This is a genomic window from Caballeronia zhejiangensis (assembly GCF_000698575.1).
GTDB lineage: Bacteria > Pseudomonadota > Gammaproteobacteria > Burkholderiales > Burkholderiaceae > Caballeronia > Caballeronia zhejiangensis.
The window spans coordinates 54,328-71,960 of sequence record NZ_JFHD01000025.1; the positions used below are offsets into that span (position 1 = coordinate 54,328).

13 protein-coding genes are annotated in these 17,633 nt (G+C 64.8%); 4 read left to right on the top strand and 9 right to left on the bottom strand.

Going from position 1 to position 17,633, the window contains the following annotated elements; translation table 11 throughout:
• Nucleotides 1-225 precede the first annotated feature (225 nt).
• From BG60_RS25440 to BG60_RS25455, 4 genes are all read left to right on the top strand, one after another.
• Nucleotides 226-741 carry a MarR family winged helix-turn-helix transcriptional regulator gene (locus BG60_RS25440; protein WP_008349239.1) on the top strand — a complete coding sequence of 172 codons (516 nt, stop codon included), beginning with the start codon at nt 226-228 and terminating at the stop codon, nt 739-741.
• Between the two features lie 75 nt (nt 742-816).
• Complete coding sequence (locus BG60_RS25445; protein WP_051996634.1) at nt 817-2,343, top strand: efflux transporter outer membrane subunit; 1,527 nt, start codon at nt 817-819, stop codon at nt 2,341-2,343.
• 51 nt (nt 2,344-2,394) lie between these two features.
• Nucleotides 2,395-3,657 carry an HlyD/EmrA/EmrK family protein gene (locus BG60_RS25450; protein WP_008349236.1) on the top strand — a complete coding sequence of 421 codons (1,263 nt, stop codon included), beginning with the start codon at nt 2,395-2,397 and terminating at the stop codon, nt 3,655-3,657.
• 13 nt (nt 3,658-3,670) lie between these two features.
• The gene (locus tag BG60_RS25455; protein ID WP_034473204.1) at nt 3,671-5,230 is read left to right on the top strand and encodes a DHA2 family efflux MFS transporter permease subunit; all 1,560 of its coding nucleotides are present in this window, start codon (nt 3,671-3,673) and stop codon (nt 5,228-5,230) included.
• A gap of 55 nt (nt 5,231-5,285) precedes the next feature.
• Here the strand turns inward: BG60_RS25455 and truB are convergent, their stop codons facing one another.
• From truB to BG60_RS25500, 9 genes are all read right to left on the bottom strand, one after another.
• A complete protein-coding gene (gene truB / locus BG60_RS25460) occupies nt 5,286-6,209 on the bottom strand; it encodes a tRNA pseudouridine(55) synthase TruB (protein WP_034473205.1) in 924 nt (307 codons plus the stop codon).
• Nucleotides 6,210-6,587: a 30S ribosome-binding factor RbfA gene (rbfA, locus tag BG60_RS25465; RefSeq protein ID WP_008349233.1), complete on the bottom strand. Its 378-nt coding sequence runs from the start codon at nt 6,585-6,587 to the stop codon at nt 6,210-6,212.
• Nucleotides 6,588-6,681: 94 nt separating this feature from the next.
• The gene (infB, locus tag BG60_RS25470; RefSeq protein ID WP_033536385.1) at nt 6,682-9,663 is read right to left on the bottom strand and encodes a translation initiation factor IF-2; all 2,982 of its coding nucleotides are present in this window, start codon (nt 9,661-9,663) and stop codon (nt 6,682-6,684) included.
• Between the two features lie 93 nt (nt 9,664-9,756).
• Nucleotides 9,757-11,232: a transcription termination factor NusA gene (gene nusA / locus BG60_RS25475; protein ID WP_008349231.1), complete on the bottom strand. Its 1,476-nt coding sequence runs from the start codon at nt 11,230-11,232 to the stop codon at nt 9,757-9,759.
• Nucleotides 11,229-11,687: a ribosome maturation factor RimP gene (gene rimP, locus BG60_RS25480; RefSeq protein ID WP_008349230.1), complete on the bottom strand. Its 459-nt coding sequence runs from the start codon at nt 11,685-11,687 to the stop codon at nt 11,229-11,231. Before rimP ends, nusA begins: the two co-directional genes overlap by 4 nt.
• Nucleotides 11,688-12,072: 385 nt before the next feature.
• Complete coding sequence (gene rluB, locus BG60_RS25485; RefSeq protein ID WP_034473207.1) at nt 12,073-13,962, bottom strand: 23S rRNA pseudouridine(2605) synthase RluB; 1,890 nt, start codon at nt 13,960-13,962, stop codon at nt 12,073-12,075.
• A gap of 131 nt (nt 13,963-14,093) precedes the next feature.
• Complete coding sequence (scpB, locus tag BG60_RS25490; protein ID WP_008349227.1) at nt 14,094-15,053, bottom strand: SMC-Scp complex subunit ScpB; 960 nt, start codon at nt 15,051-15,053, stop codon at nt 14,094-14,096.
• Nucleotides 15,054-15,405: 352 nt separating this feature from the next.
• Nucleotides 15,406-16,641 (bottom strand): pyridoxal phosphate-dependent aminotransferase, encoded by a 1,236-nt coding sequence (locus tag BG60_RS25495; RefSeq protein WP_034473209.1) that lies wholly within the window; start codon nt 16,639-16,641, stop codon nt 15,406-15,408.
• A 72-nt stretch (nt 16,642-16,713) separates the two neighbouring features.
• Entirely contained in the window at nt 16,714-17,616 is a 903-nt protein-coding gene (locus BG60_RS25500) for a LysR family transcriptional regulator (protein ID WP_008349225.1), read from the bottom strand.
• Nucleotides 17,617-17,633: the final 17 nt, after the last annotated feature.

Genomic DNA, 17,633 nt, shown 5'->3' on the forward strand with positions numbered 1-17,633 from the left:
GTGAGAACCGAAGAGTATAGCACGCACGGATGGCTAAACCTGGCAATAGGACTCAACCCGTAAATCGGGCCAGCAACTGCCGCATGTCCGCGGCGTCGGGTCGCGACGAACCGCAGGCCGGGCGCGGGCGGATTGTTAAGCATATTCAGAAAAGATCCTTGCACGCCGCGAAACGCCTCCCTATAATCCTGCCTAGTCAACTATTGCAATCGCACAAATATTCTTATGAGCGACGCTCCGAAATCCGCGGCGATCGGCGACTACGTGCTCGCCGAGAGCGTCGGCTATCTGATCAGCCGGGTCCGCTCGACCATGTGGAACATGGTCACGCAACACACGACGTCCGAACTGGGCATCACGAGCACGCAGGCAAGCATCCTGTTCATGCTGGCGGTCGGCAAATGCCTGACGGCGGCGGATATTGCCCGCGAATACGGCATCGATGCGAGCGCGGTCACGCGTCTCATCGACAGACTGGAAAAGCGCGGCCTGCTTTCGCGCGTGCGCAGCGAGGAAGACCGGCGCGTCGTGCGCCTCGCGCTGACGGACGAAGGTCACGCGACCGCGGAAAAGATACCCGCCATCTTCACGCGCGTACTGGACAACCTGCTCGCCGGTTTCACGCCGGAGGAAGTCGGCTTCCTGAAAAGCATGCTGCGGCGGATTCTCGCGAACTCGTGCGATCCATCCGTCGCGCCACTGCTGGGCGGCAACGATAAGCCTGGTACGTCATTGCGATGACAAGCAAATTCGTCATCGCAACCCTACAAAAAGATTGCAACGTCCACCTTTAATTTGCATCTCGAGAGACGAGATATGAACCAGCACTTCCTGTCCGCCATGCGCGGCGAAAGCCGTGCGAAGCGCGCCGTCGCCGCCGCGGTGGCCGCGCTCGCGCTCGCCGGCTGCGCGAACTATTCGGGCATTTCGAGCGACAAGCAGATCGCCGCGCCGGAAAACTTCGAGGCCACGCAAAGCGTGCCGGGCCAAGGCGGCCAATGGCCCACGCTCGACTGGGCGAAGCAGTTCGGCGATCCGCAACTGCCGCAACTGATCGACGAAGCGCTCGCCGACAATCCGAGCATCGCGCAGGCGCAGGCGCGCATCGCGAAGGCGTCGTCGTATATCGAGACGTCGCGCTCGGCGCTTTATCCGAAGGTCACCGGCTCGTATTCGTGGACGCGCGAACTCTATTCCGCCAACGCCCTCTTCCCGCCGCCTTATGGCGGGACGTGGTTCAGCGAGAACAACGTGCTCGCGAGCGCGTCGTGGGAACTGGATCTGTGGGGCAAGAACCGCTCGCGCCTCAACATGGCGGTATCGCAGCAGAAAGCCGCCGAAGCCGACATGCAGCAGGCGCGCGTGACGCTTGCGGCGTCGGTCGCGCGCACGTACAACCAGCTCGCGCTGCTCTACGCGCTGCGTGACGTGGCGCAACGCGAAATCGCGAACCGTCAGGACGTCGGACGCATCACGAACGGGCGCGTCGCGGCCGGGCTCGACACCAACGTCGAGCGCCGAACGGCGGAAGGCAACGTCGCGACCAGTCAGACGAACTCGACGGAACTCGACGGCCAGATCGAAACCGTCCGCTATCAGCTCGCGGCGCTGCTCGGCAAAGGCCCGGATCGCGGCCTCAAGATCGCGAAACCCGTGATCGACCCGAACGTTAACGTGACGCTGCCCGACAACGTGCCCGCCGATCTCGTCGCGCGCCGCCCGGATATCGTCGCCGCGCGCTGGCAGGTCGAAGCCGCGACCCACAACATCAAGGAAGCGAAGGCCGAGTTCTTCCCGGACATCAACCTCGCGGCGGCCTTCGGTTTCGACGCGTTCGGCTGGAGCCGCTTCCTGCAGGCGAGCAGCCGCCAGATCCAGGCCGGTCCGGCGATCCATCTGCCGATCTTCGACGCCGGCGCCTTGCGCGCGCAGTTGAAAGGCCGTTACGCGGACTTCGAAGGCGACGTCGCGAACTACAACCAGACGCTCATCAACGCGATGAACGATGTCGCGACCAACATCTCCGCAATCCGCTCGCTCGACAAGCAAATGGCCGACGCCCAGCGCGCGCTCGCGGCGGCGTCGAGCGCGTATCAGCTCGCCGTGATCCGCTACAAGGCCGGCCTGTCGCCGCAATTGCAGGTGCTCAACGCCGACGAAAACCGCCTCGCCAACGAGCAGGCCGTGACGAATCTGCGCCTGAAGCGCACCGATCTGCAGATCGCGCTGATCAAGTCGCTCGGCGGCGGATTCGACGCGACGAGCAGCAATCTCGCGATCGACCGCAGCGGACAAAGTCAGACGACGACGCAGGCGGCCAATCAGGCCACGCCGTCGAACTAAGCGCCCACAAGAACACGCATCGGACCAAAAACGGAATTTTCGGAGTCTTTCATGAGCGACCCTCAACAAAACGCAGCCGCGGCCGCCGCGCCCGCGCCGAAACAGAGCAACGGCAAACGCCGAGCGCTGATGACGCTGATCGTGCTCGTCATCATCATCGCGGCTATCGCGTACGGGCTGTACTACTTCCTCGTCGCGCGCTTCCACGAAGCCACCGACGACGCCTACGTGAATGGCAACGTCGTGCAGATCACGCCGCAGGTCGTGGGCACGGTGATCTCGGTGAACGCCGACGACACGCAGACCGTGAAGATCGGCGATCCGCTCGTCGCGCTCGATCCGGCCGACTCCAAGGTCGCGCTCGATCAGGCCGAGGCAAATCTCGCGCAGACTGTGCGCCAGGTACGCACGTTCTTCGTCAACAACAACCAGTACGAAGCGCAGATCGCGTTGCGCCGGTCCGATCTGTCGCGCGCGCAGGACGATTTGAAGCGCCGCATGCAGGTCGCGCAGACGGGTGCAGTCTCGCAGGAAGAAATCTCGCATGCCCGCGACGCGGTGCGCAGCGCGCAGGCTGCGCTCGACGCCGCCGAGCAGGAGCTCGCGTCGAACCGCTCGCTCACGGCCAACACGACGATCGCCGATCACCCGAACGTGCTCGCCGCCGCCGCGAAGGTCCGCGATTCCTACATCAACTACGCGCGCAACACGCTGCCCGCGCCGGTCACGGGCTATGTCGCCAAGCGCTCGGTGCAAGTCGGCCAGCGCGTGTCGCCGGGCAATCCGCTGATGGCGATCGTGCCGCTCAACGCCGTGTGGGTCGATGCGAACTTCAAGGAAGTGCAGCTCAAGCACATGCGGATCGGCCAGCCGGTCGAGCTGACGGCCGATCTGTACGGTTCGGGCGTCGTGTATCACGGCAAGGTGGTCGGTTTCTCGGCCGGCACGGGCTCGGCTTTCTCGCTGCTGCCCGCGCAGAATGCGACCGGCAACTGGATCAAGGTCGTGCAGCGCCTGCCGGTGCGCATCCAGCTCGATCCGAAGGAACTGGAAGCGCATCCGCTGCGTATCGGCCTGTCGATGAACGTCGACGTCACCATCAAGGACGAGCAAGGCGGCCAGCTCGGCAACGCGCAGAACACGGTCTACCAGACGAATGTGTTCGACAACTACGGCGCGCAGGCCGATCAGGAGATCGCGCGCATCATCCAGCAGAACGCGGGTACGGGTGCGGGCGCAGGGTCGTCGGCGCAGAGCGCGTCGCCGGCGCACGGGCGCGCGACGAAGTCGGCGTCGGCCGCCAAGCTGATGTAAGCGGACTCGCCACATGTCTTCGCAAAACGTCGTACATCCGCCGCTGTCGGGCGGAAAGCTCGTCATCGGGACGATCGCCGTATCGCTCGCGGTGTTCATGAACGTGCTCGACACGTCGATCGCGAACGTCTCGATTCCGTCGATCTCCGGCGATCTCGGCGTGTCGTCGGATCAGGGCACGTGGGTCATCACGTCGTTCGCGGTCGCCAACGCGATCTCGGTGCCGTTGACCGGCTGGCTCACGCAGCGTCTCGGGCAGGTGCGGCTCTTTCTCGGCTCGATCATCCTGTTCGTGATCGCGTCGTGGCTCTGCGGTCTCGCGCCGACGCTCCCCTTCCTGCTCGCCGCGCGCGTATTCCAGGGCGCCGTCGCCGGCCCGATGATCCCGCTGTCGCAAACGCTGCTGCTCGCGAGCTATCCGCGCGAAAAAGCGCCGATGGCGCTATCGATGTGGTCGATGACCACGCTGATCGCGCCGGTCGCGGGGCCAGTCCTCGGCGGATGGATCTCGGACAACATCTCGTGGCCGTGGATCTTCTATGTGAACATTCCGGTCGGCATCGCGGCGGCGCTCGCTACGTTCGCGATCTTCCGCGACCGCGATTCCGCGATCCGCAAGGCGCCGATCGACACGGTCGGGCTCGGGCTGCTCGTCGTCTGGGTCGGCTCGCTGCAGATCATGCTCGACAAAGGCAAGGATCTCGACTGGTTCAACTCGACGACGATCGTCGTGCTCGCGCTCATCGCCGTGATCGCGTTCGCGTTCTTCATCGTGTGGGAGCTGACGGCGGAGCATCCGGTCGTGGATTTGTCGCTCTTCGAGCTGCGCAACTTCACCGGCGGAACGATCGCGCTGTCGATCGGATACGGGCTCTACTTCGGCAATCTCGTTCTGCTCCCGCTGTGGCTGCAGACGGATATCGGCTACACGGCGACGAACGCCGGTCTCGTGATGGCGCCCGTCGGCGTGTTCGCGATCCTGCTTTCTCCGATCACCGGCAAATTCCTGCCGCGCACCGATCCGCGTTACATCGCGACCGCCGCGTTCCTCGTCTTCGCGCTGTGTTTCTGGATGCGTTCACGCTACACGACCGGCGTCGACACTTGGGCGCTCACGATACCGACGCTGATTCAGGGCATCGGCATGGCGGGCTTCTTCATTCCGCTCGTGTCGATCACGCTGTCGGGCTTGCCGGGACATCGAATTCCGGCGGCGTCGGGGCTGTCGAACTTCGTGCGGATCATGTGCGGCGGCATCGGCACGTCGATCTTCTCGACGGCGTGGGAGCATCGTTCGATCGTGCATCACGCGCAACTCGTCGAAAGCGCCAATTCGTACAACCCGGTGTTCGCGAATTCGATGCAGCAGATGGGCGCGCTCGGTCTGACGCACGAGCAGACCGTCGGCCTCTATAACAGCATGGCGACGCAGCAGGCCGCGCAGCTCGGCGTGAACGACATGTTCTATATTTCGGCGGGGATTTTCGTCGCGCTGATCGTGCTGATCTGGATCACGCGGCCCGAGCGTTCGGGCGGTGGAGATTCGGCGGCGGCGGCATCGGCGGCGCACTGATCGCCTGACTGCTCCCAAAAGAACAGAGCCCGGTCGACATCGACCGGGCTCTTTTTCATTGCGCCGTGACGATGAGCCGTTCCGGCGCGAGCACACCCTCGCCCGCGCGCGCCACGCCCAGCAGACGGCCGCCTTCTTGCGCATAAACGCGCACGCGGCCTGCTTCGAGACGCGTTTTCACGACGTCCGCGAGCTTCAGACGTTGGCCGTGCAGGAAGCGCTGCGTCGCTTCGTCGTTCAACTGAACCGCGGGAAACGTGGATAGCAGTGCATCGACGGGCTGAAGCCGCTCGTCGCGCTCCGCTTCGCTCAGGCTCGCGAGGTGATCGAGCGTGACCGCGTGTTCGAGCGTCAGCGCGCCGACACCGGTGCGCCGCAACGCCGTCAGATGCGCGCCGCAGCCGAGCGCTTCGCCGATGTCCTCGGCCAGCGTCCGTACGTAAGTGCCCTTGCTGCACGTCACGCGAAACGTCACGAGGGGCAGCGCGCACGCGATCAACTGCAGCGCGTGAATCGTCACTTGCCTGCCCTCACGCTCGACCGTCTGACCGGCGCGCGCGTATTCGTAGAGCGGCTTGCCGTCCCGCTTGAGCGCCGAGTACATCGGCGGGACTTGCACGATTTCGCCGATGAACCGCGTCATCGCTTCGACGACGGCAGCTTCGTCGCACGTCACGTCGCGGGTATCCACCGCCTCGCCTTCGGCATCGCCGGTCGTCGTGCGGATACCGAGGCGCATCGTCGCTTCGTAGGTCTTGTCGGCATCGAGCAGGTCTTGCGAGAACTTCGTCGCTTCGCCGAAGCACAACGGCAGCAGACCGGTTGCGAGCGGATCGAGCGTACCCGTGTGGCCCGCCTTCTTCGCCAGATAAATCCGCTTTGCCTTGATGAGCGCATCGTTGCTCGACAGCCCGAGCGGCTTGTCCAGCAAGAGCACGCCGTCGAGCGCGCGGCGGGGAATCTTCGGACCGCCCCTCACTCACGCACCTTCTTCGTCATCTTTTGCGCGCGTCGCGTTTGCCTCGTCGATCAGGCGCGACATCTCGACGGCCTTCTCGATCGTCTGGTCATAGTGGAAATGCAGCGTCGGCACCGTGTGGATGTGCAGGCGCTTGAACAGCATATTGTGCAGATGTCCCGCCGCATGATTGAGCCCTTCCTGCGTCTGCTTCGGATCGCCCGTCAGCGTCGTGAAGTAGACCTTCGCGTGCGCGTAGTCAGGCGTGAGCTCGACGCTCTGAATCGTCACGAGTCCGACGCGCGGGTCTTTCACCTCGCGCATCAGTTCCGAAAGATCGCGCTGGATCTGATCCGCAATCTGCACGTTGCGGTTCGCGGATGTCCGTTTTTTAGCCATGATTTCGTTTCCGTATTCTTGTCGCGCCGCCTGAAGCAAAAAGGGCGGAGCGAGCCGCAAGGCTCACCCCGCCCTTTTTTCAGCGGCTAGCGCATTACAGCGTGCGAGCCACTTCCGTCACTTCGAAGACTTCGAACTGATCGCCTTCGACGATATCGCTGAAGTTCTTGATCGACATACCGCACTCGAAGCCCTGACGCACTTCCTTGACGTCGTCCTTGAAGCGCTTGAGCGAATCGAGCTCGCCGGTGTGAATCACGACGTTGTTGCGGATCACGCGCACCGACGAGGAACGCTTGACCACGCCGTCCGTGACCATACAACCCGCGATCAGGCCGACCTTCGGCACGCGGATGACCTGGCGCACCTCGACCATGCCCGTCACCGTTTCGCGCTTCTCCGGCGCGAGCATGCCGGACATCGCCGCCTTCACCTCATCCACTGCGTCATAGATGATGTTGTAGTAGCGGATGTCGATGCCGTTCGCCTCGGCCACCTTGCGCGCCTGAGCATCCGCACGCGTGTTGAAGCCGATGATGACCGCCTTCGATGCCGTCGCCAGGTTGACGTCCGATTCGCTGATCGCGCCAACCGCGCTGTGCACGATCTGCACGCGCACCTCGTTGGTCGACAGCTTCTGCAGCGACTGGACCAGCGCTTCCTGCGAGCCCTGCACGTCCGCCTTGACGATGAGCGGCAGGTTCTGCACTTCGCCTTCGCCCATCTGCTCGAGCATGTTCTCGAGCTTGGCGGCCTGTTGCTTCGCAAGCTTGACGTCGCGGAACTTGCCCTGACGGAACAGCGCAATTTCGCGCGCCTTGCGCTCGTCCGGCAGCACGATGACTTCCTCGCCCGCCGCCGGCACTTCCGACAGACCCTGGATTTCCACCGGGATCGACGGACCCGCCGTCTTCGTCGGCTTGCCGGTTTCGTCGAGCATGGCTCGCACGCGACCGTAGGCGCTGCCCGCGAGAACCACGTCGCCGCGGTTCAGCGTGCCCGACTGCACCAGAATGGTCGCGACCGGGCCCTTGCCCTTGTCCAGCTTCGCTTCGATGACGAGACCCTTCGCAGCGGCTTCCACCGGCGCGGTGAGTTCCAGCACTTCGGCTTGCAGCGACACGTTTTCGAGCAGATCGTCGATGCCCCGGCCGGTCTTCGCCGACACTTCGATGAACGGCGAATCGCCGCCGTACTCTTCCGGCACCACGCCTTCCGCGACGAGTTCCTGCTTCACGCGGTCGGGGTTCGCTTCCGGCTTGTCGATCTTGTTGATCGCAACGACGATCGGCACGCCGCCCGCCTTCGCGTGAGCGATCGCTTCCTTCGTCTGCGGCATCACGCCGTCGTCGGCTGCGACCACCAGAATGACGATGTCGGTCGCTTTCGCGCCGCGCGCACGCATGGCCGTGAAGGCCTCGTGACCCGGCGTGTCGAGGAAGGTGATGACGCCGCGCGGCGTATCGACGTGATATGCGCCGATATGCTGCGTGATGCCGCCCGCTTCGCCCGCCGCCACTTTCGCGCGACGGATGTAGTCCAGCAGCGAGGTCTTGCCGTGGTCGACGTGACCCATGACGGTGACAACCGGCGGACGCGGCAGCTTCTCTGCCGTTTCCTCGGTGGTTTCGCCTTCGATCAGCAACGCTTCCGGGTCGTCCAGCTTCGCCGCGACCGCGCGATGGCCCAGTTCCTCGACGACGATCATCGCCGTTTCCTGGTCCAGCACCTGGTTGATCGTGACCATCTGGCCGAGCTTCATCATCACCTTGATGACTTCCGAAGCCTTCACCGACATCTTGTGCGCGAGGTCCGCGACGGAAATGGTTTCCGGCACGTGCACTTCACGGACGATCGGCTCGGTCGGCGCCTGGAATGACGTCTGTTCCTGATGCTTGCCGCGACCCTTCGGACCGCCGCGCCAGCCGCGATCGACACCACCGCTCGAATCGCCACGCGTCTTCATGCCGCGACGCTTCGATGCGTCGTCCTGCTGCCAGCCGCCCTTGCCAGCCTTCTTCTTGTCGCCGGCGCCTGCGGGAGCCGTCGATGCGGGTGCCGGCGCGCCTGCAGCCGGCTTCTTCGCCGCTGCGGGACGTGCCGCCTGCGCGCCTTCCGGCTTCGCGGGCTTGTGCAGCGTGCCCTTCGCTTCGGCGGCCTTCGCCGCTTCGGCGGGCTTCGGTGCAGGCGCGGGTTCCGGCGCCTTTACTTGCGCCTTGCGCGGGGTGTTCATCATTTCGCGGATCGCGCGGGCTTCGGCTTCCGCCGCCGCACGGCGCTTCGCGATGGCTTCCTGCTCGAGCCGAGCCTTTTCGGCCTTCGCCTTCGCGTCTTCTTCCGCCTTCTTCGCGGCTTCACGCTGCGCGGCACGCTCGCTCGCAGCCTTCTCTTCCGCTGCCTTTTCGGCGGCTTCGCGCTGCGCGGTGTCGTCCTGCTTCGGTTCCGGCTTCGCTTCGACGGCCGGTTGCGTGCGCGCTTCCTGACGCGCAGCCTGCGCCGCACGCGAGATTTCGGCAGCCTGAGCCGCAGCCGCCGCGCGGCGCGCCGCTTCCTCTTCCTGCTTCTTGCGCTCGGCTTCCGCCGCTTCCTCGCGAGCGCGGCGCTCGGCTTCTTCGCGCTCCAGCTTCGCCTGCTGTTCCTTCAGCTCGCGCTCTTCGCGCTCGAGCTGCTCGGCGGCACGGCGCGCTTCTTCCTCGCGACGCTGCAGTTCGGCTTCGTCGACTTCCGGCTCTTCGACGTGATTCGGCGCGGCCTCGGCCTGCTCCACACCGGTTTCGTCGCGTTTCACGAAAACACGCTTCTTGCGCACCTCGACCTGAATGGTGCGAGCTTTACCCGTTGCGTCGGATTGCTTGATTTCCGACGTATGCCGGCGGGTCAAAGTGATCTTGCGCTTGTCGGCGTCGGCGGAACCGTGCGACTTGCGCAAATGATCGAGCAGACGCGCCTTGTCCGTCTCGGACAGATCGTCGTTCGCGCTCGCTTTCTGGACGCCAGCCGCCTGCAACTGCTCGAGCAGGACGCCCGCAGGCATTTTGAGTTCCGCGGCAAATTGGGCTACGTTGTTACTCGCCATTCATTCCTCTTGATGCAAGGACCAATCCTTGCGGTTAGATCGGGGTCACGCGGCCAGACAGGCCGCCAAATATCAGTGCGCCATGGTCATTTCTCACTGGAACCAGTGTTCACGTGCTTTCATGATCAACGCCTTAGCGGCATCCTCTTGCATTCCGGTCATTTCGACCAGTTCATCTACTGCCAGCTCCGCGAGATCGTCGCGGGTCTGAATCTGGTGCTCGGCGAGCTTTGCGAGAAGCTCGTTGTCCATGCCGTCGAGGCTCTTCAAATCGAGGGCAACACCTTCCACCTTCTCTTCGTTGGCGATCGCCATCGTGAGGAGCGCGTCGCGCGAGCGATTGCGCAGCTCGTGCACGGTGTCTTCGTCGAACGCTTCGATTTCGAGCATTTCGTTGAGCGGCACGTAGGCGATTTCTTCGAGACTCGTGAAGCCTTCGTCGATCAGGATGTCGGCGACTTCCTCGTCCACATCCAGACGCGCCATGAACAGGTCGCGCAACTTGCCACGCTCTTCGTTCTGCTTCAGCGCGGACTCGTCCGGCGTCATGATATTGATTTGCCAGCCGGTGAGTTCGCTCGCGAGCCTCACGTTCTGGCCGGCGCGGCCGATGGCGACGGCGAGCTCGTTTTCGTCCACGACGACGTCCATCGAATGCTTTTCTTCATCGACGACGATCGACTGGACGGCTGCCGGCGCGAGAGCGCCGATCACGAACTGCGCGGGATCTTCCGACCATAGCACGATGTCGACGTTCTCGCCACCGAGCTCGTTACGCACGGCCTGCACGCGCGAACCGCGGATGCCGACGCAAGTGCCGATAGGATCGATCCGCTTGTCGTAGGCGATCACGCCGATTTTCGCACGCACGCCGGGATCGCGCGCGGCGGCCTTGATTTCCAGCAGACCTTGCTCGATTTCCGGTACTTCGAGTTCGAACAGCTTCATCAGGAACTCGGGCGCGGTGCGCGAGAGTTCGATCTGCGGGCCGCGCGCGGTGCGGTCGACCTTCGCGATGTACGCGCGCACGCGGTCGCCCACGCGCAGGTTTTCCTTCGGAATCAGCTGGTCGCGGCGCAGCAGCGCTTCGACACGGCCCGACTCGACAATGAAATTACCCTTGTCCAGGCGCTTCACCGAGCCGGTCATGATCTTTTCGCCGCGCTCGAGGAAGTCGTTCAGAATCTGTTCGCGCTCGGCGTCGCGCACCTTCTGCAGGATCACCTGCTTGGCGGCCTGCGCGCCGATACGGCCGAATTCGATCGACGGAATCGGCTCCTCGATGAATTCGTCAACTTGCGCGTCGGGCTTTTGCTCCTTCGCTTCGAACAGCAGGATTTCCTGATCCGGCTCTTGCAGGCCGGCCTCGTCCGGCACGACGCGCCAGCGGCGGAAAGTTTCGTGTTCGCCGCTCTCACGGTCGATGGCGACACGAATATCCACGTCTTCCTCGAAGAGCTTCTTCGTTGCCGAAGCAAGCGCAGCTTCCAGCGCTGCGTACACGACGTCCTTGTTGACGTTCTTTTCGCGTGCCAGCGCATCCGCCAGCATCAATACTTCGCGACTCATTGTTTGCGGCTCCTAAAGTCAACCTTGGGGACGAGACGTGCCTTATCGAGGTCCGCGAGCGTGAAATCGAGCATCGCAGCGCCGTCCTTCCCTTCAAATTCCAATCCGATCGTTTCGCCGTCAGGGGCGTGCAGGATGCCGCGGAACGACTTGCGCCCGTCCAGCGGCTTCTTCAATGTAATGGCGACTTCGCTCCCCGCGAAGCGCTCGAAATCCGCCAGTTTCTTGAGCGGGCGGTCGAGCCCCGGCGACGATACTTCGAGCCGGTCGTAGTCGATGTTCTCGACTTCAAACAAATATTGGAGCTGACGGGTGACCTTCTCGCAGTCTTCGATCGCGATACCAGCCGGCTGGTCGATGTAGACACGCAGCATGCCGCCTCCCGAACGCTCGAGATCGACAAGCTCGTAGCCAAGGCTCGAGACCGTGGTTTCAATCAATTCCGTCAGTTGCACAGTAACTCCAAGGTGTTCGCGCGCTCCACGCCGAAACACCTGCGGGCGAGCGCCTTCATGCGGGCGCGCACCCCTGCTCCCGAGATGCCGAACCGAATAGCCAAAAAAAAATGGGCGCAACGCCCACATTTTTCAACCGAGGTCGCACTCAGGGCAGCGAAAGAAAACTACGTGCCCAGCGACTTCATGATTTTAGCCATTTTTCAGGATAAACGCAAACGTAACGCGCACTTTCGCCCCTGTTGGACCCGGTTTCACGCCGGTTTGTCCTAACGATCAGAAAGAGCGAAACGCGAGATTTTCGTCGCCGGGGGCGGACCGATGCTTCGCATCCCGCTTTTGGACTTCCCCCGGCGACGTCTTTGCGATTTTTTACATATCGCGCTCAGCGGCCGCGCGAGCGATTACGCGCGCCCCGGCCCGCGCCGCCGGCTTTGTTCTGGCCAGCGCCCTGCTGTCCGCCGCCCTGGCGATTGCCCCGCGGTGCGTTGCCACCGGCGGCACGCTTGCCGGCGCCGCCCGCGCCCTGCGGACCGCCGCCTTGCGGACGCGCGCCGCGCGGACCCGGCCGTGCGCCGTTAGCGCGATTGCCGTTGGGCTCGTTGCCGATGCGGTTGCCGTTCGGCTCCCGGCCGCCGCGACGGCCCATGCCGCCCCCGTTGCCTGCATTGCCCGTGTTGCCGCCGAATCCGCCCATGCCGCCGAGCCCGAAGCTGCCCGGCACACCGCCCGGCTGGCCGCGCCGGCCGCCGCGTCCCGGCGTCTGCTGCTGCGTCATGCGCGAGTGCGAGCTCAGCACCGGCTCGCGCGTGATGAAGCCCATCGACGTCTGCATCGGATCGGGTTGCACACGCGGCGCGGCGCTGCGTCCGCCCTTCTCGGCCGTCGGCAATTTCAGCCCGACCGACGCCATCAGGCTGCGCACCTGATTGTCCTCGAGCTCTTCCCAGCGGCCGCGCTTCAGGCCGCGCGGCAGCGCGATCGGACCATGACGCGTGCGGATCAGGCGGCTCACCATCAGGCCGGCCGCCTCGAACATACGGCGCACTTCGCGATTCCGGCCTTCCGCCAGCGCGACGTGATACCAGTGATTCGTGCCTTCGCCGCCGCCGTCCTGGATGCGCAAGAAGTTGGCGGGACCGTCGTCGAGCTCGACGCCTTTCAGCAGCTTCTGCTTCATCGCCTCGGACAGTTGTCCGACCACGCGCACCGCGTACTCACGCTCGACGCTGTAGCGCGGATGCATGAAGCGGTTCGCCAGATCGCCGGACGTCGTGAGCAACAGCAGGCCTTCCGTATTGAAGTCGAGACGCCCGACCGCGAGCCATTTGGCGGTTTTCATCGACGGCAGCTTGTCGAACACGGACGGACGCCCTTCCGGGTCGGCATGGCTGACGATCTCGCCCGTCGGCTTGTGATACAGCAGGATGCGCGGCGGCTTGCTCGCGAGCTTGCGCTTGAGCGGCTTGCCGTTGATGCGCACCTGATCGGTCGGCATGATGCGCTGGCCGATATGCGCCGGCTCGCCGTTCACCGATACGCGCCCGGCGATGATCAACTCTTCCATGTCGCGCCGCGAACCCATGCCCGCATCCGCGAGCACCTTGTGCAGCTTCGGCGCGTCTTCGTCCGGTTCCAGCACGCGCTTTTGCGGTGCATTGCGGCCGCGTCGCAGCATCGGGGCGCGCACGCCGGCCGAACCGTTGTCGGCGTCGAAGGCCGGCGAGGTCACGTAGGCGAACACGTCGTCGACGGCTGCAGCAGCCGCGCTCTCGACGGTCGCCGGTCCCGCGTCGCTGCGCTTGCCGCGCTTTTGCTGCGGCGGATTCTTGCGCCGGCCGCCTTCGCGCGGCGCGGGCGCGGCGGCCTGTACGCCGGCCTCGTCCGCTGCTTCGACGCCGGTTTCGCCCGCTTCCGCGCGCGCGCTCTTGCGGCCGCGCGGACTCGCCCCTTCGCCCTTGCGCGGCTTCGCGCCCGGATCCTTGCGCGGGGTACGCACTTGTGCCGCCACGACGCCATCGGGCGGCGTCTCGTTGACGGCGCCCGGCGCGCCTGGCGCAGCGTCGGCGCCCTTGGTCTTCGCGACAGCGCGACGCCGTGCGATCAGGCTGCGCGGCCCGCGGCGCAATCCGCGGCGCGGACGGTCATCGCCCTCGCCGCCTTCATCGGCGCGGTCGGTGCGCGTGCTGTCGCCGGCATCGGCCGACTCAGGTGCGTCCGCGGCGTGCACGGGGCGCGCGGATTCAGGCGAATCGCTGTCGTGGGAGTGTGTCAAAACAACCTCAAATGTCGAATCGCGCGCCCGTCGCGGGCGCGTCAAAAAATCCGCTGACCGGTCCGGCTGGTCGTCTCGAAATAATCTTTATGGAGAGCCGGATTGCCAGATCAGGGGCCATGCAAATTGCGTCAGGCGCGGCGCGCCTTCGGTTCTTCGGAGTCGTCGTCCAGTTCGGCTTCGTTCGATGGACTCGCATCTCTTTCGTCTTCACGCGGCATCGGAACGGGCGCATCGTGCGCGGTGCCCAAAGGCTGTGCGTGAATCCCGGCTGTCGACGCGGCGCGCTCGTCCAGCGCATCCGCACGTTCCGTTCCGAGTCTTTCCTGCTGTTCTTCTGTCTGTTCTTGCTCCGCCGGCCCGGCGGCCGCGCGCTCATCGGCCGAAGCGTCGGGCTCGGCGGATTCCGCCGATTCCAGCGCTTCAACGGCGAAGACCTGCGCCGGGGCGTCAGGTTCCCCGTCATTCGACGCTTGTGGCGTGGCCGGCGGCTCGATGCCCGCCGGCGGCGCATTCCCGGCGATGCTGTCGGGAAATTCGATCGAATGCTGCGCGAGCAGCGATGCTTCGAGCTGCGCCGACGGATTGTCCAGCGCGGGCAACTCGTCGAGCGCGGTCAGGCCGAGATCGTCGAGAAACTGCTTGGTCGTCGCGTACAGTGCCGGGCGGCCCGGCACGTCGCGATGACCGATCACCTCGATCCAGCCACGGTCCTCCAGTTGCTTCACGACCTGCGTGTTCACCGTCACGCCGCGGATCTCTTCGATATCGCCCCGCGTCACTGGTTGCCGATAGGCAATGATCGCCAGCGTTTCGAGTACGGCCCGCGAATACTTGGGCGGCTTTTCCGGGTGCAGCCTGTCGAGATAGGCCCGCATCGCGGGCTTGCTCTGAAAACGCCAGCCCGAGGCAAGCGCGACCAGTTCCACGCCGCGTCCCGACCAGTCGGCCTTGAGCGCTTCGAGCAACGTGCGAACGGTATCCGCCGAAATGTCGTCGGCGAACAGCTTGCGCAATTCATTCAGCCTCAGCGGTTCCTGCGCGCAAATCAAAGCAGTCTCGAGGACGATCTTCGCCTCTTGGGTATTCATGCAGCTTGGGTCAACCCTATATGGTCAATGATTCAATTCAAATCGAGCTTGCGCAGGACCGAACGCCACCAAAATGGTGCGAACGATAAAGCTGGACGCGGAGTTTCAAGACGCGCTCGCCCGATTGTAATCGGTCATATTGATTGGGAGCACGCACCGGGGAGAGGCGTAAAGGGCGATCGGTGAGCGAACGCCGGGCCATCCAGCCGGACGAGGTGGCGCTTTCCTAGGCGAAAGCGCGTGACTGAGCGCCATATTACGCAAAAACAACCGGGGCGTAAAGGTGATCGATTGATCGGCGCCCGGACTCACTCGACGCCGGTCGTGCGCGGCCGACGTCGATCGGCACGGCTCAGGCGACGCCGCGCGCCGTCAGGAATCGCTGCAGGCGTTCGACGCCCGCGTCCAGCCGTGCGGGATCGCACGCGTAGCACCAGCGCACGAAGCCTTCGCCTTCCGGGCCAAACGCGCTGCCCGGCGCAAGTCCGAGACGGGCTTCGCGCACCAGCGATTTGCACAGTTCGAGGCTGTTTTGCGCGCCCGGTAGCGAGAAAAACAGGTACATCGCGCCGTCGGGCGTGCGCACGTCGACGCCCTCGATCGCCTGAAGCGCCTGCACGAGATGATCGCGGCTTGCACGCAGATCCGCGACGAGCGCCTGAGTAAAGCGCTCGCCCTCTTCCACCGCGACGACGCCCGCCTGCTGCACGAACGACGGCGCGCACGACGTGTTGTACTCGACCAGCTTGCCGAGATCGTCCATCAGTTGCGTCGGGGCGACGAGCCAGCCGAGGCGCCAGCCGGTCATCAGCCACGCCTTCGAAAACGAATTCACCGCGATCACGCGCTCGTCGCGCGCGGCGAGATCGAGAAAGGACGGCGCGACGCGAGCGTCATCGCCGTAGTACAGGCGTTCGTAGACTTCGTCCGCGACGATCCAGATTCCGTGACGGCGGCAATGCGCGAGCACGGCGCGCTGCTGATCGCGCGTCATCGTCCAGCCGGTCGGGTTGTTCGGCGAGTTGATCATCAGCATGCGCGTGTTGGGCGTGAGCGCCGCGAGCAGGCGGTCGAGATCGAGCGTCCAGCCACGCGGGCCGTAAGTCAGCGAAACGGTATCGACGCTCGCGCCGAGGATTTTCGGAATCTCGACGAGATTCGGCCATAGCGGCGTCACGGCGACGACGCGATCGCCCGCACCGACCACGAGTTGCGCCGCGAGCATCAGCGCGTTCACGCCGGCGCTCGTCACGGCGATGTGCGCCGGCGTCGTCGCGCCGTGCAGCGCGCTCACGTAGCGGCTGAGCGATTCGCGCAGCGGGGCGATGCCGAGATTGTGCGTGTAGAACGTGGCGCCATCGGCAAGCGCGCGGCTTGCGGCATCGCGGATGAATTGCGGCGTCACGCGATCCGATTCGCCGAACCAGAACGGCAGCACATCGGCGACGCCGAAACCCGCGTTTGCGACCTCGCGGATCTGCGACGGCCTCAACGCCCGCACGGCGTCGCGCGCATTCGGCGCACCCGATGCGTGCGCGCCCGCCAATTGACTCAGTTCGCTGACCACCGCGCCTTCCGATTCACTCATCGCTCGCCCCGTCGTCTTGTCTTAAAAAAGAAGTCTAACGCGCGCGCCGTGATTTTCGCGATGAACGGAGGCTTATCCGAGGTCTTCCGCACGCGGCGGCAGCGAGGCGATCAGCGACCACACCGATTCCGCCGCGGGCGACAGCGAGCGATCGCGCCGCCGCACGAGCTCCACGGTCCGTTCGGCGCGCGGTTCGAGCGGCAACGCGACCAGCGACGAATCCGCCGGCAGCGGCAGCGCGAGCCACGGCAGCACGCTCACGCCGACGCCCGCTTCCACGAGCCCGAACACCGTCGCCGAGTGTCCGAGTTCCTGCACCACTTGCGCCTCGACGCCGTGCTCCTGCATGACGGCATCGATGATCGGCCGGCTGCCCGACGCGTAGTCGAGCATCACGAGCCGCTCGCCCGCGAGCGCTTCCCACGGCACCGCCGTCTCGCGCCCGAGCGGATGATCGCGCCGCGCGACGAGACAGAATGAATCGGTCATCACGGGTTCGCCATGGAGTTCGTCGGAGGAAAACGGGCCGATCACGACGCCGAAATCGACCTCGCCCGACTTCACCTTGCGCAGGACATCAGACTGGACGTCGTCGCGCAGACTCAGCGTGATGAGCGGAAACTGCCGCAAGCACGACGCGATCACGCGCGGCATCAGCCGGCAGGCGACCGTCGGACTCGCCGCGACGATCACGCGTCCGCGGCGCTGCTGGCCGAGATCGCGGACCTCGCGCAGCGCTTCGTCCAGGTCGGCCAGCAGGCGCGACACCGTGCCGACGAGATTCACGCCGACATCGGTCAGCTGAACTTCGCGCGTCGTCCGGTCGATCAGCTTGAGACCAATTTCCCCTTCCAGCTCGCGCACGCACCGGCTGACCGCCGACTGCGTGAGGCCGATTTCATCGCCTGCGCGGCTGAAGCTGCGCAGCCTCGATACTTCGATAAAGACGCGCAGTTGCCGCAACGTCACGTTCAATGACGCGTTCATTCAGA